This is a genomic window from Pseudaminobacter salicylatoxidans, assembly GCF_003148475.1.
Lineage (GTDB): Bacteria > Pseudomonadota > Alphaproteobacteria > Rhizobiales > Rhizobiaceae > Pseudaminobacter > Pseudaminobacter salicylatoxidans.
Map to the genome: position 1 here is coordinate 26,492 of NZ_QGGG01000015.1, position 18,339 is coordinate 44,830.

Below are 18,339 nucleotides of genomic sequence, written 5' to 3' on the forward strand. Positions count from 1 at the left end.
CACACGCGATGGCCGCTCCTCACGCCTTGATGGCGATGATGGACTTGTTGAGCTTGGCGAACTTCTCGTGGCTGATCGCAGCATCGGGGAACAATGCAGCCATTTGCCGCGAAGACAGCAGCCTGTGGTGCTGGATGATGTCTTCGGCTTCTGCCTTGTCTTCGATGCGGCGGAAAAAGCCGAGGGAATAACGCATTATCAATGTGCAACGGACTCGTTCCGGCAAATATTGGAAGCCAGGAAAGCGGAAATGCGGTTCGTACGGGAACCAGTAATTCGGTGTCTGGACATAATAGCGCGGCGCGAGTCGGCGCGTATTGTCCGCGAATGCCTGCATGTCTGCGTAGGCGCCGACATGCTCGATCACCGAATTCGAGTGCACGAAGTCGAATTCCTGCCCTTTGAACAGGTCAGGATCGGTCGCGCTCATCTGGTGATAGGTGAAGATACCGCCATTCTCAGTTGAGGCTTCCAGCGTATTCACGATGGTGATGTGCAGGCGGTTGCGATTGGCTTCGATGAATTCCTTACCGATGTTCCAATAGGTTTCCGTCCCGCCCAGGTCGAGAATACTTGCCGATCCCTTTTCATCGATAATGGACTTCAGGATATTTCTAATTGTCGCGAAACGCCTTTCTCGAAACTTAAACTCGATACTGTTTCGATTGGTATAAGGATCAATTTTCGGTTTTGCTAATATATTTTCAAATATATCGCTTGCGCTCATGGCTACAGCTCGCGCTCCATTGCTAATTAACCGGTTGTTAACCGTTTTATTCGCCCTGTCCATCTCCGTGCGTAAATTACCGGAAAATATGGTAAATACGCGCCCAGGTTCGGCCGACAGGGAAACTTCAGGTTTTCTGTCGATGCGGAACGGCAGGCGCCTAAAATTCGAGCTGGCCAAGAGCAATTTGCGCCCACCACCCCTGATTGCATACAGAATTTCACCGCTCTGTGACGCTTGAGGCTCAGCTTCTCGCAAAAAGCTGTCGCGAGATCTTTCTGTGCGACCGCCCGCTTAAAACGCAGACATCACCGGGCGCGGCATTTCATCGAGGTCGGGAAGAGGTGGTGCGGATGAAGGGACTCGAACCCCCACGCCTTTCGGCACCGGAACCTAAATCCGGGGCGTCTACCAGTTCCGCCACATCCGCAGGTGCGGTCGCAAATCTCACGCGGCCATCATTATGTCAATGTCGCAATCGAACGATAGGTGTACAAGAGTGTTTTGAAAGGGCGGTAACGCGCGAAGAGTGTTGAAAAATCGGTCCGTCTATGACAAAAGGCGTGTCGAATGTGACGGGTTACAAATTCACGCTTCGAGCGAATGTGGTAAGAAGCAGCCAAAACAAAGACTTACCCAAGTTCTGGAGCGCATCGAGAGTAATTGCTGTGTTGATGGCAAAACCATCCTGCACATATTGCTTCACCCGCACCGAAGGACTATCCCGCCACGAAAATCTCCGCAGGTCGAGCGGTATGCCGTTTGCCCCGTGGCAGTCGTGAAAACAAAGGTTTGATGATGCAGGTAACCGAAACTCTCAATTCCGGTCTTAAGCGCGAAATCAAGGTAGTCGTTCCGGCCGGCGATATGGAAGCCAAGCTCGTCGAACGGCTCAACGATGCCAAGGACAAGGTTCGTCTCAATGGCTTCCGGCCGGGCAAGGTGCCGCTGCAGCACCTGCGCAAGGTCTATGGCAAGTCCTTCATGGCCGAGGTCGTGAACGAGATCCTGTCTAATTCCACGCGCACCATCATCGCCGAGCGTGGCGAGAAGGCCGCCATGCAGCCCGAGGTCAGCATGACCGAGGACGAGAAGGAAGCTGAGAAGATCCTGGCCGGCGGTGCCGACTTCGAATTCCAGCTTGCCTATGAAATCGTCCCGACCATCGAAATCCAGGATTTCAGCAAGATCGCCGTGACCCGTCCGGTCTACGACGTGCCGGAAACGGAAGTCGACGATCAGGTCAAGCGCATCGGCGAATCCTCGCGCTCCTACGAGCCGAAGGAAGGCAAGGCCGCCGAAGGCGATCGCGTCACCATCGACTATATCGGCAAGATCGACGGCACGCCTTTCAATGGCGGCACGGGCTCCGATCAGCCGCTGGTTCTGGGTTCGAAGGAATTCATCCCCGGCTTCGAGGATCAACTCGTCGGCATCAAGGCCGGCGATGAGAAGGTCATCACCGTGACCTTCCCGGAGGAGTACGGCGCCGCGGAGCTGGCCGGCAAGGAAGCCACTTTCGACATCACCGTCAAGGAAGTCGCCAAGCCGGGCGAACTCGAAATCAACGACGAGATGGCCAAGAACCTCGGCCTCGAATCGCTGGAGCGCCTGCGCGAGATCGTTCGTGGCCAGATCGAGAGCCAGTTCGGCTCGATGACCCGCCAGAAGGTGAAGCGCCAGCTTCTCGACCAGCTCGACGAGAGCTACAAGTTCGAGGCGCCTTCGAAGCTCATCGAAGCGGAGTTCAACAATATCTGGGAGCAGGTCAATCGCGACCTCACTGCTGCCGGACGCACCTTTGCTGACGAAGACACCACCGAAGAGGAAGCCCGCGCCGAATACCAGCGTCTGGCTGAGCGCCGCGTGCGCCTTGGCCTGGTGCTTGCCGAGATCGGCGAGAAGGCGGGCGTGCAGGTGAGCGATGAGGAGATGCAGCGCGCGCTGTTCGACGTCGTGCGCCGCTATCCGGCCAACCAGCAGCAGGAAATCTTCGAATTCTATCGTGGCAACCCGAATGCGCTTGCCACGGTGCGCGCTCCGCTCTTCGAGGAAAAGGTCATCGACCATCTGCTGACGCAGATTTCCGTCACCGACCAGAAGGTGAGCAAGGAAGAGTTGATGGCCGACGACGAGGACGAGGCCGCCGAGGCCAAGCCTGAGAAGAAGACCAAGAAGGCTGCCGCCAAGAAGGCCGACGACGCTGCGGCCGAAGAGCCGAAGAAGAAGGCAGCGCCGAAGAAGAAGGCCGCCAAGGAAGGCGACGCCGAATAAGGCGCTCTTTCAGAAATGATAATGAAAAGGCCGTCCGGATCGGGCGGCCTTTTTCTTTGCCTGTCTGTGCGCCTTGCCGGTGCTCAGGTCGTGAGGACCGCTGATCAGATCAGCAGCAGGCCCTTCATGCTGGCATGACCGTTCTTGCCGATGATGATGTGATCGTGCACGGCGATGCCGAGCGGCTTGGCAATCTCGATGATGGTCCTGGTCATCTCGATATCGGCGCGCGACGGTGTCGGGTCGCCGGAGGGATGGTTGTGCGCGAGAATGATGGCCGTGGCCGATAACTCCAGTGCGCGACGCACCACTTCGCGCGGATAGACGGGGGTGTGGTCCACCGTTCCCATCTGCTGCACCTCGTCGGCAATCAGCGCGTTCTTTTTGTCGAGAAAGAGGATGCGGAACTGTTCGCGCTCTTCAAACGCCATCGCGGCACGGCAGTAGTCGAGCACCTGGCTCCATGAGGACAGCAGCTCGCGCCCGCGAATTTCGCCTCGCGCCATGCGCTGCGCCGCGGCCGCCACGATCTTGAGGTCGAGCGCGGCGCCTTCACCGATATTTTCCACCTCCCGCAGCAAGCGTTCCGGTGCGCCAAGCACTTCCGCGAGAGATCCGAAGCGTTTCAGCAGCGCCTTGGCGCGTTCCTTGGTGTCGGCGCGCGGGATCGAACGGAACAGCAGCAGTTCGAGGATTTCGTAATCCGAGAGCGTGTCAGGCCCGGTCTGCCGGAAGCGCTCGCGCAGGCGCTGGCGATGGCCGAGATAATGCGGCTTCTCTTCCGACGGTGGGGAAGGTTTCAGGTCTCGCGGCGGCCGTTCGGCGAAAAAACTGCGCTCATCGTTGCGGTCATCGACCATGCAATCCCCCCGGCTTGCTCGCCGCACGTGACGGCGTCCGGAAGGATATTAGAAAGGCAGGCCCGGCCGGTCGAGCCCCTTGGGCGACAGCGTGAAAATTTCGCAACCATCTGCGGTTACGCCCACGGTGTGCTCATACTGCGCCGAGAGCGAGCGGTCGCGCGTGACGGCGGTCCAGCCATCGGAGAGCACCTTCACATGCGGCCGCCCGAGATTGATCATCGGCTCGATGGTGAAGATCATGCCTTCGCGCAGTTCGACGCCCTCGTTGGAGTTGCCATAGTGCAGGATGTTCGGCGCGTCATGGAACAGCAGGCCGACGCCGTGCCCGCAGAAATCGCGCACCACCGAACACCGCTCGCCTTCCGCATAGCTCTGGATGGCAGCACCGATCGCGCCGGTGCGCGCGCCGGGCTTCACGGCCGCAATGCCGCGCAGCAGGCATTCGTAGGTCACTTCCAGCAGGCGCTCGGCGGCGCGCTTGATGGTGCCGACCGGATACATGCGGCTTGCGTCGCCATGCCAGCCGTCGAGGATGTAGGTAACGTCGATATTGACGATGTCGCCGTCGCGCAGCGGCTTGTCGTCGGGAATGCCGTGGCAGACGACGTGATTGATCGAGGTGCAGGTCGACTTCGTGTAACCGCGATAGTTCAGTGTGGCGGGCAGAGCGCCATTGTCCATGCCGAATTCGAAGACGAAACGGTCGATCGCGTTGGTCGTCACGCCGGGCTTGACGATGTCAGCCAGTTCGTCGAGGCAGCGCGCGGTCAGGTTGCAGGCCTTGCGCATGCCCACGAACGCATCCTCGCCGTAAAGGCGAATCTGACCGGTATTGCGAAGCGGTGCCGTTGCGGCGTCCAGATAGGTGACCATGTGATAAAACCTGCGTGTCGAAAGGCGGGTGCGCGAAAACCCGGGACCGCCATGATGTGACACCTGAGGGCGTTTTCTTCAAGCCCAAAGGCGATCAAAGGCACGAAATGCGACCGATTGCTCCGCATGGAAAGGGGTTCTCGGGTCGGTATCGGTGGCTGCGGCCACGTGTAAGGTGTTCATCCAGTATTATGCCTTTCTCGGCGAGGGGCGGGCCAAAGCGCTGATTTCTGTCGGTTACAGATCATGAGACGCTTTGTGGGGAGTTGACCGCAGCCGGGACCGAAGGCAATTTGTCGCCCGTGCCGCAAGCCATGGTAGCGGCGGCGCCGTGGATCGGGGGACCATCGAGGCTTTTGCGTTCGATGACGTGCCGGATTCACGACGGTGATGCCGGTTTCGGGCGGGGGGCTTGGAACCGGCATCATCCATCCGATCTTATATCGATGGGAAAACGCAGGCCGTGCCGCTTTCCTTCGCGGGATAGACGTGATACGAGCCGGTGCCATTCCTGACGGAAACAGACGAGTCGACGCTGCTCATCCCGAGTACAGCGCGCGTTTCCCGTATCGAGGGCTAGGCATGGCAAAGATCATAGAAACCGCAACCGGCGCCACGGCGCTGACATTTGATGACGTGCTCCTGCAGCCCGGTCACTCCGAAATCATGCCCGGCCAGACGGACATCGGTACCGTGATCGCCGGCGACATAGAGCTGAACATTCCGATTCTTTCGGCCGCCATGGATACGGTGACAGAGGCAAGGCTCGCTATCGCCATGGCGCAGGCTGGCGGTATCGGCGTCATCCATCGCAATTTCACGCCGGCCGAACAGGCCGAGCAGGTGCGGCAGGTCAAGAAGTTCGAATCCGGCATGGTGGTGAACCCCGTCACCATCGGTCCCGATGCAACGCTGGCCGATGCCCAGGCGCTGATGCGCGCGCACGACATTTCCGGCATTCCCGTGGTCGAGAAGGGCGGTACAGGCGGCCATAGAACCGGCCGCCTCGTCGGCATTCTCACCAATCGCGACGTTCGGTTCGCGAACGATCCGGCCCAGAAGGTCCATGAACTGATGACCCGCGAGAATCTGGTCACGGTGAAGGACAATGTCGATCAGACCGAAGCCAAGCGCCTGCTGCACCAGCACCGCATCGAAAAGCTGCTGGTGGTGGACAATGACGGCAACTGCATCGGCCTCATCACCGTCAAGGACATCGAGAAGTCGCAACTCAATCCCAACGCGTCGAAGGATTCGCAAGGCCGCCTGCGCGCGGCTGCGGCCACCAGCGTGGGCGATGACGGCTTCGAGCGTGCCGAGCGCCTGATCGATGCCGGCGTGGACCTTTTGGTCATCGACACCGCGCACGGCCATTCCCAGCGCGTGCTGGATGCGGTGACGCGGGCCAAGAAGCTCTCCAATTCCGTGCGCATCATGGCCGGTAACGTCGCGACCGCCGACGGCACGCAGGCGTTGATCGACGCCGGCGCAGACGCGGTGAAGGTCGGCATTGGGCCTGGCTCCATCTGCACCACCCGCATCGTCGCGGGCGTTGGTGTGCCGCAGCTTTCGGCGATCATGGCCGCCGTCGAAACCGCGCATAAGGCAAGCATCTCCGTCATCGCCGACGGTGGCATCAAGTTCTCCGGCGATCTCGCAAAGGCGCTTGCCGCCGGCGCCAGTGCGGCCATGATCGGTTCGCTTCTGGCCGGCACGGATGAAAGCCCCGGTGAGGTCTATCTCTATCAGGGCCGTTCCTTCAAAGCCTATCGCGGCATGGGCTCGGTGGGTGCGATGGCGCGCGGCTCGGCCGACCGCTATTTCCAGGCGGAAGTGCGCGATACGCTGAAGCTGGTGCCCGAAGGCATCGAAGGGCAGGTGCCTTACAAGGGCCCCGTCGCCGGCGTCCTGCATCAGCTTGCCGGCGGCCTGCGCGCCGCGATGGGCTATGTCGGCGGCGCCAACCTCACGGACTTCCGCGACAAGGCGACCTTCGTGCGCATTTCGACAGCGGGCTTGCGCGAAAGCCACGCCCATGACGTGACGATCACGCGCGAAAGCCCGAACTATCCCGGCAGCTTCTGATCGAAAAGATCACGTTAAAACAATAGCTTGGATGCGATAAAATATCATCGCACTCAAGCTCAGTCGCCCAAAGAAAAGCGGCCGCCCCGATCCCGGAGCGGCCGCTTTTGCTTGGAGAGTCCCGGCCTCGACCGGTGTTATTTGGTTTCGAACACGACCACCTTGCGCTGTTCGAATTTCACGCCGAGTTCGCCGCGGACGAGCCGTGCCGCGTCGTTGCCGAACACTTCCCGCCGCCAGCCGTGCATGGCCGGCACGTCCGCCTTGTCACCCTGGGCGGCGATGCGATCGATGTCGTCGCTCGATGCCAGCACCTTGGCGGCCACGCCTTCCTTTTCGGCAATCTGGCGCAGCAGCACCTTGAGCAGTTCGGCGGCGGCATTGCTGCCTTCCGGCGCGTGCTGTTGCTTGGGCAGCCTGGGCAGTTCTTCCTTGGAAAGCTGCAAAGCCTTGTTGACGATCTCCAGCAGCGCGGCGGCGGTGGAAGAGCGTTCCCACCCCTTCGGCACGGTGCGCAAGCGTCCCAGTGCATTGGTGTCGCGCGGCTGCTGCTGGGCGATTTCGTAGACTGCATCGTCCTTCAGCACCCGCCCGCGCGGCACGTTGCGTTCACGGGCCTCACGCTCGCGCCAGGCGGCGACGCCTTGCAGCACGGCAAGTTCTATCGGCTTGCGCACGCGCATCTTGAGGCGCTTCCAGGCGTCGTCCGGATGCGGGTCGTAGGTTTCGCGGGAGGTCAATACCTCCATCTCCTCGTTGAGCCAGTGGCTGCGATTGTCGCGCTCGAGTTGCCCCTTGAGATGCTGATAGACGTCAATCAGGTGGGTAACATCGGCCAGTGCGTAGGAAAGCTGCTTTTCGGTGAGCGGGCGGCTGCGCCAGTCGGTGAAGCGCGACGACTTGTCGAGATGTGTCCCGGTGACCTTCTGGACGAGCTGGTCATAGGAGACGCTGTCACCGAAGCCGCACACCATGGCCGCCACCTGCGTGTCGAACACCGGGTGCGGGATGAGGTCGCCGAGATGGAAGATGATCTCGATGTCCTGCCGGGCGGCGTGGAAGACCTTCTCCACCGCGCTGTCGGCCATCAGTTCGAAGAACGGCTTGAGGTCGATGTCCGGCGAAAGCGGGTCGATCAGAGCGGTCACGCCCGGCGCAGCCATCTGTATCAGGCACAGTTCCGGCCAGAAGGTGGTTTCGCGGATGAACTCGGTGTCGACCGTCACGAAAGCCGATTTGGCGAGCGCGGCGATAGCGGTTTCAAGCTCTTGCTGAGTGGTTATGACGTGCATGAAATTTCTTTGGAAAGAAAGGAAAGTCCATTTCCTTTCAGTCCGAAGGCCGTTCGTCAAGCTTTGCGAGGAATTTAGAGCGTCTGCCCGGTGCTACCTTCCGCCATCGCCCCTGCGCCGCGCCAGCCGCGCAAAAACCGTCGATGTGCGCAAAAGGGCGATAAAGTGGCTGCGCCGGCTGGCGGGGACAGGTTCGCTGACACCCATGCGGTAGAAGATGATGACGATGAAAACGGCATAGACCGCAGCCGTGAAACCGAATAGCGCCTGGGGGCCGAGAAACTCCATCACGGTGGAGGCGGCGAAGGGGCCGCCGATGGCGCCGATCGAATAGAAAAGCATCAGCGCGGCATTCACCAGCACGAATTCATGGCTGTCGGCGCGATCGTTGGCATGCGCGGCCGACAGCGAATACAGCGGCATGGCGAAGGAGCCGAAGATGAACACCAGCACCATGTTGGTTGCAGGGTCGGTGCCAGCAAAGCTGGCCAGCGCGACAGCTGCAAGCATTGCAAGGAAGGTGGTGAGAAGCAGAACCTTGCGGCGGTCCCACCGGTCGGAAAGGCTGCCCAGCGGATATTGGATGAGCGCGCCGCCGATAATGCCGACGCACACGAAGGTCACCACATCCGCAACCGACATGCCGATCTGCTCGGCATAGACGGGCGACAGCGTGCGGAACGCGCTGTTGGTGATGCCGACCGCGACGCAGCCGATGGCGCCGACCGGCGAAATACGCCAGACGCGTACCAGGTCGAGCTTGACGTCCTCGGGCGCTTTCGGATTAGAGCGGTCGCCGAGCGACACCGGCACCAGCGAAAGGGTGATCATGATCGACATGATGGCGAAGATGGCGAAGCCGCCGGCGCCGAAGACGGGAATCATGAACTGCGCGCCTGTCACCGACCCGATGTCGATGATGCGATAAAGCGCGAGCAATCGTGCGCGGTCGTGATTCTTCGCGCCTGAATTCAGCCAACTCTCCATGACCGTGAACAGGCCGGCGAAGCAGAAACCGGTGACGAAGCGCATGGCGGACCACATCACCGGGTCGATGACCAGTACGAGCAACAGCGTGACCGCCGAGGCGATGGCGGCGAGCGCGGAGAAGGAGCGCACATGCCCGACTGACTTCATGATGCGCGAGATCGCCATGCAGCCGAGCAGGAACCCTGCGAAATAGGTGGTTCCCATGAAGCCGATGACCGTGGGGGAAAAGCCTTCCTGCGCCCCGCGCAGCGCAATCAGCGTGCCTTGCAGGCCGTTGCCGCCCAGCAGGAACCCGGCGGCGATGAGAAGGGGGATCAGCGGTCGAATGGAGGACATCAGGCAACTGTCTGGTGAACGAGCCCGATTTGTGGACCATAGGTGAACGCTTTGCCAGCATCAAACCGACGCCAAATGATCCAGAACGCGCCATCGCCTTGACAAAACACTGCGCCCATGCGCTTTTCGGCCGAATTTTCCGGCTGTGCACGCATATGTGTCCGCATGGCCAAGCAACCCTCCTGACCGGAATTCATCATGCATCGTTACCGCACTCATACTTGTGGCCAATTGAGAAAATCGGATGTTGGATCGGTCGTTCGGCTGTCGGGCTGGGTGCATCGCGTCCGCGACCACGGCGGCCTGCTGTTCATTGACCTTCGAGACCACTACGGCCTGACCCAGATCGTCGCCGATCCGGATTCACCGTGCTTCAAGATCGCCGAGACCGTTCGTGGCGAATGGGTCGTCCGCATCGACGGTGAGGTCAAGGCGCGCACCTCCGAGACGGTCAACACGAACCTTCCCACCGGCGAGATCGAGATTTTCGCCCGCGAGATGGAAGTGCTGTCGGCCGCCAAGGAGCTGCCGCTGCCGGTCTTCGGCGAGCCGGACTATCCGGAAGACATTCGCCTGAAGTACCGCTTCCTCGACCTGCGCCGCGATACGCTGCACAGGAACATCGTGCAGCGCACCAGGATCATTGCCGACATGCGCAAACGCATGGGCGAGGTGGGCTTCACCGAATATTCGACGCCGATCCTGACGGCCTCTTCGCCGGAAGGCGCACGCGATTTCCTCGTGCCGAGCCGCATCCATCCGGGAAAGTTCTTCGCGCTGCCGCAGGCGCCGCAGCAGTATAAGCAGCTTCTGATGGTGGCCGGCTTCGACCGCTATTTCCAGATCGCGCCCTGCTTCCGCGACGAAGACCCGCGCGCCGACCGCCTGCCGGGCGAGTTCTACCAGCTCGACCTCGAAATGAGCTTCGTGACCCAGGAAGACGTCTGGGACACGATGGAGCCGGTCATGCGCGGCGTGTTCGAAGAATTCGCGGAGGGTAAGCCGGTTACACAGAAGTTCCGCCGTATCCCCTACGACACGGCCATCCGCACTTACGGCACCGACAAGCCGGACCTGCGCAACCCGATCGAAATCCAGGCGGTCACGCAGCACTTTGCTGGTTCGGGTTTCAAGGTGTTCGCCAACATGATCGCCAACGATCCGAAGGTCGAGGTGTGGGCGATCCCCGCCAAGACCGGCGGCTCCAGAGCTTTCTGCGACCGCATGAATTCCTGGGCGCAGGGCGAAGGTCAGCCAGGCCTCGGCTACATCTTCTGGCGCAAGGAAGGCGAAAAGCTCGAAGGCGCCGGCCCCATCGCCAAGAATATCGGCGAGGAACGCACGGAAGCGATCCGCACGCAGCTCGGTCTTGAGGACGGCGACGCCGCCTTCTTCGTCGCCGGCGACCCCGCCAAGTTCTACAAGTTTGCCGGCGAGGCGCGCACCCGTGCAGGCGAGGAGCTGAACCTCGTTGACCGTGACCGCTTCGAACTGTGCTGGATTGTCGATTTCCCCTTCTACGAATGGCTCGAGGACGAGAAGAAGATCGACTTTGCCCACAATCCGTTCTCGATGCCGCAGGGCGGACTGGAAGCCCTCACCAGCCAGGACCCGCTGACCATCAAGGCCTACCAGTACGACATGGTCTGCAACGGCTTCGAAATCGCGTCGGGTTCCATCCGCAACCAGCTTCCGGAAGTGATGGTCAAGGCCTTCGAGCTGACCGGCAAATCGCGCGAGGAAGTCGAGGAGCATTTCGGCGGTCTCTACCGTGCTTTCCAGTACGGTGCGCCGCCGCATGGCGGCATGGCGGCCGGCATCGACCGTGTTGTCATGCTGCTGGTCGGCGCCAAGAACCTGCGCGAGGTGACGTTGTTCCCGATGAACCAGCAGGCGCAGGATCTGCTGATGGGCGCGCCCGCCGAGGCCACGCCGACGCAGCTTCGCGAACTCTCGCTGCGCATCATGGCGCCTAAGAAGGAAGATTGAGAAACGCCCGCAAGCGATTCTCACGGCAACAAAAAAGCCCGGCAGCGATGCCGGGCTTTTTTGTGTTTTGCGATCAGCTGGCCCAGATCCCGAAAGGAGAGCAGAGCCTACGCGTCATTCCTCGTTGGCGCGTACCGTGACGCCCAGCGTCTTGGGCAATTCCAGTGGCGCGGACATGGCGCCCGCCGCGATGAGCGCGAACGGCACCGGCGAGCCCGGCTCGGCCTTCACCGCGATGCTCTGCGGTTCGTCGAGGAACTGGCCGACTGCCGCCGTGATCTGGCCAGAGAGTTCGGGGTTGTTGAGCTGTGCCGTCAGGAAAGGCACGATCGCCTTGGCCTGGTTGGCGATGTCCGAAGGCTTCACGCCCTGCTGCCTGGCCATGTAGTCCAGCACCTTGCCGGTCAGCGAATCGTCGTCGAAACGGATCGTCGCGCCTTGCAGCGTCAATTGCTGCATCAGCCCAAGCGCTGCGAGGCCAAGGGTGGAATTGTCGGTTTCGGGTTGTTCGGCGATTTTCTTCTGCAAGTCCTGCATCGACTTCAGGAAGGCTGGCGTATAACCGCCCATACCGAAGGTAAGGCCCAATGTGCCCGCGTTGTCGACCGTGACGTCATATTGCGACAGCGACATCGTGCCATCGGAAGGCTGCCACGAGCCGGCAGCTTCGATATAGCCGCTGATGTTCCGGTAGCCGAGACCGTCGAGAACCGCTTTCGACTGCGGGTCCTCGACGCCGCTCAGATCGGCGGTGAATTTTTCCACCGAACCGGTGAATTCCATCGCCTTTCCGTCCTTGGGGGGCGTGACCTCCACCGAGAGGTTGGACAGCGAAAACACTGGCTTGTCGGCCGACTTGACGTCGAGACTGGCGAGCGACGCGGAATCGTACATCAGCATCGAGGCAACCACATCGGACGAGCCGGCAGCCGGCAGTGACACACCCGACAGCACCAGCGGGCTGAGTTCGACATCGGTCTTGTCCTCGGTGAACCGATACGGCTCGGTGCTGACCGTATCGATCCTGTAGCCTCCGTTTTCCTCCGCGACCCCTTCGAAGGTCACGTTGCCGATCGAAAGCCGCTCGTTTTCGCCCGGTGTGCCGAGGGTGACGCCTTCCAGGACCATTTTGGACGTGTCGCCACTGACGGCTTGCCAGTCCATGTCCATGCTCTGCGCCGCCAGCAGTTCCTTCAGCCGATCGGCAACGGCCGCAGCGTCCTGCGCATAGGCCTGCAGAGGCATGGATATGAGGAAGGTCGAAAGTGCAAGCTTTTGAAAAGTCGAGCGGATCATCAGCCGTGGTCCTTGATATTATTACGCCGTTAGCGGTTACATGCTCAAAGTTCGCAAAAAAAGGCAATCGGAAGATGGCGCATCTTCGCTGGCTAAAGCTGGTGCGTGGGCTTGCGCTTTTGCTTCAATTCGCCCTCTTGCCGCGAATCGCAGGGTCGGATAACCGAAAACCATGGGAAAAGGGCTCTTGCCGCCGGGTTCCGGCGATGGCGATCATATTGAACCGGTCGATCTGAAGAAGGCGCTGGAAGAGCGTTATCTTGCCTATGCGCTGTCGACCATCATGCACCGCGCACTGCCGGATGTACGCGATGGGTTGAAGCCCGTGCACCGGCGTATCATGCATGCGATGCGGCTTCTGCGCCTCAACCCCGATCAGGGCTTTGCCAAGTGCGCCCGCATCGTCGGCGAGGTGATGGGTAAATTCCACCCGCATGGCGACCAGTCGATCTATGACGCTTTGGTGCGCCTGGCGCAGGACTTTGCCGTGCGCTATCCGCTGGTCGACGGACAGGGCAATTTCGGCAATATCGATGGCGATAACGCCGCTGCCATGCGCTATACCGAAGCGCGTATGACCGAAGTGTCGGTGGCGCTTCTGGAAGGCATCACCGAGGATGCCGTCGATTATCGCCCGACCTACAATGAGGAAGACGAAGAACCGGTGGTTCTGCCCGGCGCCTTCCCGAACCTGCTGGCCAATGGCTCGTCGGGGATCGCGGTCGGCATGGCGACTTCGATCCCGCCGCACAACGCGGCCGAACTGTGCACCGCCGCCCTTCATCTGATCGAACATCCCGACGCCACCGTCGATGACATCGTCAGCAAGGAGCCGGGCGACGGGCTGATTCAGGGACCTGATTTCCCGACGGGCGGCATCATCATCGACAGCCGCGCCGCGATCCTGGAAGCCTATGAAACGGGCAGGGGCTCCTTCCGCGTGCGCGCCCGCTATGCGGTGGAGGATCTCGGCCGTGGAACCTGGCAGATCGTCGTCACCGAAATTCCCTATCAGGTGCAGAAGTCGCGCCTGATCGAGAAGGTTGCCGAACTGCTGCTGGCCCGCAAGCTGCCGCTGCTCGAAGACATCCGCGACGAGAGCGCCGAGGACATCCGCCTCGTGCTGGTGCCCAAGAGCCGCACGGTCGATCCCGGCCTGCTGATGGAATCGCTGTTCAAGCTCACCGAGCTTGAAAGCCGCTTCCCGCTCAACATGAACGTGCTGTCGCGCGGCAAGGTGCCGAACGTGCTGTCCGTCAGAGACGTGCTGCGCGAGTGGCTGGAGCATCGCAAGGAAGTGCTGGTCCGCCGCTCGAGGCACCGGCTTGCCGAGATCGAGCGCCGGCTGGAAATCCTCGCCGGCTATCTCATCGCCTATATCAACCTCGACGAGGTGATCCGCATCATCCGCGAGGAGGACGAGCCCAAGCAGGTGATGATGGCCCGCTGGTCGCTCACCGACGTGCAGGCCGAGGCGATCCTCAACATGCGGCTGCGCGCCTTGCGCAAGCTGGAAGAGATCGAGATCCGCAAGGAGCACGACGCGCTCAGCGCCGAGAAGGCCGAGATTGAGCGGTTGCTGGCCTCCGATGCCAAGCAGTGGAAGACGATCGCCTGGCAGGTCCACAAGGTGCGCCGTGATTTCGGTCCCGAGGAAAACCCGGACATGGGCAAGCGTCGTACCACCTTTGCCGACGCACCGGAGCACGACCTGACCGACATCGCGCAGGCGATGATCGAGAAGGAGCCGGTCACGGTCGTCGTCTCGGAAAAGGGCTGGCTGCGGGCCATGAAGGGCCATCTCAGCGATTATTCGCAACTGTCGTTCAAGGAAGGCGACAGCCTCAAGCTCGCCTTCCATGCGCAGACCACCGACAAGGTGCTGGTCTTCACCACGGGCGGCAAGTTCTACACCATCGGAGTTGACAGGCTGCCGGGCGGGCGCGGACATGGCGAGCCGATCCGCATCATCGTCGATATGGATAACGATCAGGATATCGTCACGGTCTTCGTGCACGATGCCCCGCGCAAGCTGCTGCTGGTTTCGCGTGATGGCAACGGCTTTGTCGTGCCCGAGCAGGACGTTGTCGCCAACACCCGCAAGGGCAAGCAGGTGATGAACGTCAAGCTGCCCGATGAGGCCAAGCGGTGTATTCCGGTGACGGGCGACCATGTGGCAATCGTCGGCGACAACCGCAAGCTGCTGGTGTTCCCGCTTTCCGAGATTCCGGAAATGACGCGCGGCAAGGGCGTGCGCCTGCAGCGCTACAAGGATGGCGGCGTGCTCGACATCAAGCTTTTTGCCATGGCCGATGGGCTGAGCTGGCAGGATTCGGCCGAGCGCACTTTCGTGCGCAGCCGCGAGGAGCTGATGGAGTGGATCGGCAACCGTGCCGCGGCCGGACGCATGGTGCCCAAGGGGTTTCCGCGTACCGGCAAGTTCGGCAACTGAGGGCGGTTCGCGTCTGATCAGGGCAGGGGACAGGCGTCGTCCTCCCCGGTTTGGTCGTAATTCCAGAGCCTTTTCAGCAAAAGTACGAAGCGGTTTTGCGTCCGGAAATGCGTGGAAACAAATAGATAGAGTGGTTCCGACGAGTTCCTAAAAACAGGAATCGCTCTAGTTGCGCGACATCGGGCCGTATTGCTTCGACCACGCAATCAGCGCCTCGAAAACCGGGCGCAGGCCATGAGCGGCCTCGGTGATCTCATATTCCACGCGCGGCGGCTTTTCCTCATAAGCGGTGCGCTTGACCAGCCCATCCGCCTCCAGTTCGCGCAATTGTACCGTCAGCATATGCTGGGTGATTCCCGGAAGCGCCCGGCGAAGCTCGCCGAAGCGATGTGTGCGCTGGGCCAGCGCCCACATGATCTCGACCTTCCACTTGCCCGTCAACGGCCGCATTGCTTCGAGAAACGGTTGGTAGGGATATTGCTCCCGGTACGCCGTCTGCAGTGCTTTATCGTCGACTTTTTCGTTCATGTAAGTCTCAAAAAATCTTGCTTGGAAACTTCGCCCTCCCGAAGAGTGCGCGAGAATGATCGTTTCCATACCGGAAATGAAGCGGCAACGTGGCCCGATATGGCCGCTTCCCGTCACGTTTTATTGATGCGGCCGCGCGGTGGCTGAAGCGAATGTGATGAGCCCCTGCCGACACTGCATTCCACTGGCCCCGAAGCCCTGATGGGTGTATCTTTTCGGAGTTGACTGACCCGCCCATGCAGGATGGGTCATGCGACCAGCCGGCGATGTGGCAGGGAGCCGACGCCGGGCGCAGCGCAGGGAATGCTGCCCGTCCACTTTCGGAAAATCCTTGCCGCCGGTTTGCCGTGCCGGCCGCAAGGACGCGAAAGGAGACGGATATGGGCATTGCGCTGACGATGCAGGAATATCTGGAAGATAACCATGTCCCCTATGACATAGCGCGCCATGGCAAGACCGGCTCGTCGGCGATGACCGCCCAGGCGAGCCATGTTCCAGGCAATGAGATGGCAAAGGGCGTGGTATTGAGATGGGACGGCGGCTACCTGCTGGCCGTTGTGCCGGCCACAAGCCACGTCGATCTTGAGCGCGTGCGCAAACTCGTCGGCGAGAAGGTGGAACTCGCCACCGAAGACGAGACGAGCACGCTGTTCCCCGACTGCGACACCGGTGCCGTGCCGATCTTCGGCGCGCCCTACAGGGTGGCTTGCGTGGTGGACGACAAGCTCGACATGCGCAAGGACATCTATTTCGAAGGCGGCGACCATCGCACGCTGGTGCATGTTTCGCGCGACGGCTTCGAACGCCTGATGTATGGCATACCGCATGGCAGGATCAGCGGGTAGCGGCTCTCAGGGCCCATTGCCCGCGAACGCAAGGGGTCGGCGACGAGGCCGGCCCCTTCGCGGTTGGAATGGAGCATCGGGCCGCAAAGAGGACCTCGGCTTTCGGTTCGCTGCGTGACCAGAATTTCGTGGATTTTCCTTAATATGCCGAAAGCGATCTCACGCGCTTTCGGAAGGATGCTTAGCGTCGCCAAGGACACAGGCTGGCGGGCAAAAATCACACACTGCACCCACATCCTCCCAATCCATTGAGGATCGCGGCAACTGCGCACTGGTTTGCGCCCTCATTCCTTGAGATGGTCGCACTTAATAAACTGATTCTCCTTCGTTCGGCCGCATTTATGGCTATCCGCTCCGCTGAACGGCCGGGGAACCCAGGCTTGAAAGCCGCAGCCTAAGGAACAAGACGCAGCAATGACCACGCCCAACAAAGCCGAAATCTCCGAAATGAGACCGCGCCTGACCGTCATCGGTGTGGGCGGCGGGGGTGGAAATGCCGTTAACAACATGATCTCCGAAGGATTGCAGGGCACCGAATTCATCGTTGCCAATACCGATGCCCAGGCGCTGACCATGTCGAAGGCGCCGCGCCTCATCCAGCTTGGCACGCATGTGACCGAAGGGCTTGGCGCCGGCTCCCTCCCGGAGATCGGTTGTGCGGCGGCCGAGGAATCCATCGACGAGATCATGGATCATCTGTCGGGCACGCATATGTGTTTCGTCACTGCCGGCATGGGCGGCGGCACCGGCACGGGCGCGGCTCCGGTGGTCGCACGCGCGGCGCGCGAAGCCGGGATGCTGACGGTCGCGGTGGTGACCAAGCCGTTCGACTTCGAGGGGCGCCGCCGCTTGCAGGTCGCCGAAAACGGCATCGAACTGCTGCGCCAGTGCGCCGATACCGTGATCGTTATCCCGAACCAGAACCTGTTTCGCGTCGCCAGCCAGAACACGACGCTGGCTGATGCCTTCGTGACCGCCGACCGGGTGCTCTATTCCGGTGTGTCCTGCATCACCGACCTGATCGTGAAGGAGGGACTTATCAACCTCGACTTCGCCGACGTGAAAGCGGTGATGAAGGATATGGGCCGCGCCATGATGGGCACGGGCGAAGCCACCGGCGACGGCCGTGCGCGTATGGCCGCCGAGGCGGCAATCGCTAATCCGCTTCTCGACGAGGAATCGATGCGCGGCGCCAAGGGCGTGCTGGTTTCGATTTCCGGCGGTCGCGACATGACGCTGTTCGAGGTCGATGAAGCCGCCACCCGCATCCGCGAGGAGGTGGATGACGATGCCAATATCATCGTCGGATCGATTTTCGATCCGAGTCTTGAGGGCGTGTTCCGGGTATCTGTCGTGGCAACCGGCTTGAGTGGACGCGGCGCCGAACTCGTCGGCTGAGAACGTCTTTTGCGAAAGGCCGCCCGGTCTGATGAACGGGCGACCATAGCACTTAGCCGGTAATGACGAACCGCGCCGGCAGCTCGTCCATTTGCACGTCGTCGAATTCGACGGTGGCGACCGCGGCGCCCGCAGGGCCGCGCCACAGCCTTTCCAGCATCGCGCCAACGGCATCTTCCGATCCGGCCAGCAACGCGCTCACAGACCCATCTGCCTCGTTGCGCACCCAGCCGACAAGATCGAGCTTCTCGGCTTCCCGCAGCGTCCAGACGCGGAAGCTGACCCCCTGTACGCGACCGGTGACCCTGGCCCTGACGATCCTGCGTTCCAATCTGCTGCTCCAGTTTTTCTTAAGTGGGATTTGGCGCCAATAAGAACGGTTGCAACCGGC

General features: G+C 61.1%; 14 protein-coding genes and 1 tRNA gene. 6 read left to right on the forward strand and 9 right to left on the reverse strand.

Going from position 1 to position 18,339, the window contains the following annotated elements; all coding sequences use genetic code 11:
- Window positions 1-19: 19 nt before the first annotated feature.
- Both C7441_RS18685 and C7441_RS18690 read right to left on the reverse strand, forming a co-directional pair.
- Window positions 20-907, reverse strand: coding sequence for a class I SAM-dependent methyltransferase (locus C7441_RS18685; RefSeq protein WP_244916201.1), 888 nt, complete (start codon window positions 905-907; stop codon window positions 20-22).
- Window positions 908-1,072: 165 nt separating this feature from the next.
- Window positions 1,073-1,157, reverse strand: a tRNA-Leu gene (locus tag C7441_RS18690).
- Window positions 1,158-1,525: 368 nt separating this feature from the next.
- Here C7441_RS18690 and tig point away from each other — a divergent pair.
- Window positions 1,526-3,001, forward strand: coding sequence for a trigger factor (gene tig / locus C7441_RS18695; RefSeq protein ID WP_109614236.1), 1,476 nt, complete (start codon window positions 1,526-1,528; stop codon window positions 2,999-3,001).
- 104 nt (window positions 3,002-3,105) lie between these two features.
- Here the strand turns inward: tig and radC are convergent, their stop codons facing one another.
- Together radC and map are read right to left on the reverse strand one after the other, a co-directional pair.
- Window positions 3,106-3,861: a RadC family protein gene (gene radC, locus C7441_RS18700; RefSeq protein ID WP_109614182.1), complete on the reverse strand. Its 756-nt coding sequence runs from the start codon at window positions 3,859-3,861 to the stop codon at window positions 3,106-3,108.
- 48 nt (window positions 3,862-3,909) lie between these two features.
- Window positions 3,910-4,737 carry a type I methionyl aminopeptidase gene (gene map, locus C7441_RS18705; RefSeq protein WP_019170453.1) on the reverse strand — a complete coding sequence of 276 codons (828 nt, stop codon included), beginning with the start codon at window positions 4,735-4,737 and terminating at the stop codon, window positions 3,910-3,912.
- A gap of 582 nt (window positions 4,738-5,319) precedes the next feature.
- Here map and guaB point away from each other — a divergent pair.
- The gene (gene guaB, locus C7441_RS18710) at window positions 5,320-6,822 is read left to right on the forward strand and encodes an IMP dehydrogenase (RefSeq protein WP_109614183.1); all 1,503 of its coding nucleotides are present in this window, start codon (window positions 5,320-5,322) and stop codon (window positions 6,820-6,822) included.
- Between the two features lie 137 nt (window positions 6,823-6,959).
- On the opposite strand, the gene rnd is transcribed toward guaB, so the two are convergent.
- Together rnd and C7441_RS18720 are read right to left on the reverse strand one after the other, a co-directional pair.
- Window positions 6,960-8,114 (reverse strand): ribonuclease D, encoded by a 1,155-nt coding sequence (gene rnd / locus C7441_RS18715; protein WP_109614184.1) that lies wholly within the window; start codon window positions 8,112-8,114, stop codon window positions 6,960-6,962.
- A 93-nt stretch (window positions 8,115-8,207) separates the two neighbouring features.
- Entirely contained in the window at window positions 8,208-9,440 is a 1,233-nt protein-coding gene (locus C7441_RS18720; RefSeq protein WP_019170451.1) for an MFS transporter, read from the reverse strand.
- Between the two features lie 198 nt (window positions 9,441-9,638).
- Here C7441_RS18720 and aspS point away from each other — a divergent pair, with 198 nt between their 5' ends.
- Complete coding sequence (gene aspS, locus C7441_RS18725) at window positions 9,639-11,429, forward strand: aspartate--tRNA ligase (protein ID WP_109614185.1); 1,791 nt, start codon at window positions 9,639-9,641, stop codon at window positions 11,427-11,429.
- Window positions 11,430-11,543: 114 nt separating this feature from the next.
- Here the strand turns inward: aspS and C7441_RS18730 are convergent, their stop codons facing one another.
- A complete protein-coding gene (locus tag C7441_RS18730) occupies window positions 11,544-12,725 on the reverse strand; it encodes a hypothetical protein (RefSeq protein WP_109614186.1) in 1,182 nt (393 codons plus the stop codon).
- Between the two features lie 172 nt (window positions 12,726-12,897).
- On the opposite strand from C7441_RS18730, the gene parC reads away from it, so the two are divergent.
- Window positions 12,898-15,177 carry a DNA topoisomerase IV subunit A gene (gene parC, locus C7441_RS18735; RefSeq protein WP_109614187.1) on the forward strand — a complete coding sequence of 760 codons (2,280 nt, stop codon included), beginning with the start codon at window positions 12,898-12,900 and terminating at the stop codon, window positions 15,175-15,177.
- A gap of 165 nt (window positions 15,178-15,342) precedes the next feature.
- On the opposite strand, the gene C7441_RS18745 is transcribed toward parC, so the two are convergent.
- A complete protein-coding gene (locus C7441_RS18745) occupies window positions 15,343-15,627 on the reverse strand; it encodes a winged helix-turn-helix transcriptional regulator (RefSeq protein WP_170125191.1) in 285 nt (94 codons plus the stop codon).
- A 458-nt stretch (window positions 15,628-16,085) separates the two neighbouring features.
- On the opposite strand from C7441_RS18745, the gene C7441_RS18750 reads away from it, so the two are divergent.
- Together C7441_RS18750 and ftsZ are read left to right on the forward strand one after the other, a co-directional pair.
- Window positions 16,086-16,550: an aminoacyl-tRNA deacylase gene (locus C7441_RS18750; protein ID WP_109614237.1), complete on the forward strand. Its 465-nt coding sequence runs from the start codon at window positions 16,086-16,088 to the stop codon at window positions 16,548-16,550.
- A 414-nt stretch (window positions 16,551-16,964) separates the two neighbouring features.
- Window positions 16,965-17,948, forward strand: a complete 984-nt coding sequence (ftsZ, locus tag C7441_RS18755) for a cell division protein FtsZ (RefSeq protein WP_019170444.1) — start codon at window positions 16,965-16,967, stop codon at window positions 17,946-17,948.
- 52 nt (window positions 17,949-18,000) lie between these two features.
- Here the strand turns inward: ftsZ and C7441_RS18760 are convergent, their stop codons facing one another.
- The gene (locus C7441_RS18760; protein WP_109614190.1) at window positions 18,001-18,279 is read right to left on the reverse strand and encodes an acylphosphatase; all 279 of its coding nucleotides are present in this window, start codon (window positions 18,277-18,279) and stop codon (window positions 18,001-18,003) included.
- Window positions 18,280-18,339 lie beyond the last annotated feature (60 nt).

What these genes read in the sequence shown, in the direction of transcription:
- tig (WP_109614236.1), top strand. Translation starts at nt 1,526, where the DNA reads ATGCAGGTAACCGAAACTCTCAATTCCGGTCTTAAGCGCGAAATCAAG.
- radC (WP_109614182.1), bottom strand. Translation starts at nt 3,861, where the DNA reads ATGGTCGATGACCGCAACGATGAGCGCAGTTTTTTCGCCGAACGGCCG.
- map (WP_019170453.1), bottom strand. Translation starts at nt 4,737, where the DNA reads ATGGTCACCTATCTGGACGCCGCAACGGCACCGCTTCGCAATACCGGT.
- guaB (WP_109614183.1), top strand. Translation starts at nt 5,320, where the DNA reads ATGGCAAAGATCATAGAAACCGCAACCGGCGCCACGGCGCTGACATTT.
- rnd (WP_109614184.1), bottom strand. Translation starts at nt 8,114, where the DNA reads ATGCACGTCATAACCACTCAGCAAGAGCTTGAAACCGCTATCGCCGCG.
- C7441_RS18720 (WP_019170451.1), bottom strand. Translation starts at nt 9,440, where the DNA reads ATGTCCTCCATTCGACCGCTGATCCCCCTTCTCATCGCCGCCGGGTTC.
- aspS (WP_109614185.1), top strand. Translation starts at nt 9,639, where the DNA reads ATGCATCGTTACCGCACTCATACTTGTGGCCAATTGAGAAAATCGGAT.
- C7441_RS18730 (WP_109614186.1), bottom strand. Translation starts at nt 12,725, where the DNA reads ATGATCCGCTCGACTTTTCAAAAGCTTGCACTTTCGACCTTCCTCATA.
- parC (WP_109614187.1), top strand. Translation starts at nt 12,898, where the DNA reads ATGGGAAAAGGGCTCTTGCCGCCGGGTTCCGGCGATGGCGATCATATT.
- C7441_RS18745 (WP_170125191.1), bottom strand. Translation starts at nt 15,627, where the DNA reads ATGCGGCCGTTGACGGGCAAGTGGAAGGTCGAGATCATGTGGGCGCTG.
- C7441_RS18750 (WP_109614237.1), top strand. Translation starts at nt 16,086, where the DNA reads ATGGGCATTGCGCTGACGATGCAGGAATATCTGGAAGATAACCATGTC.
- ftsZ (WP_019170444.1), top strand. Translation starts at nt 16,965, where the DNA reads ATGACCACGCCCAACAAAGCCGAAATCTCCGAAATGAGACCGCGCCTG.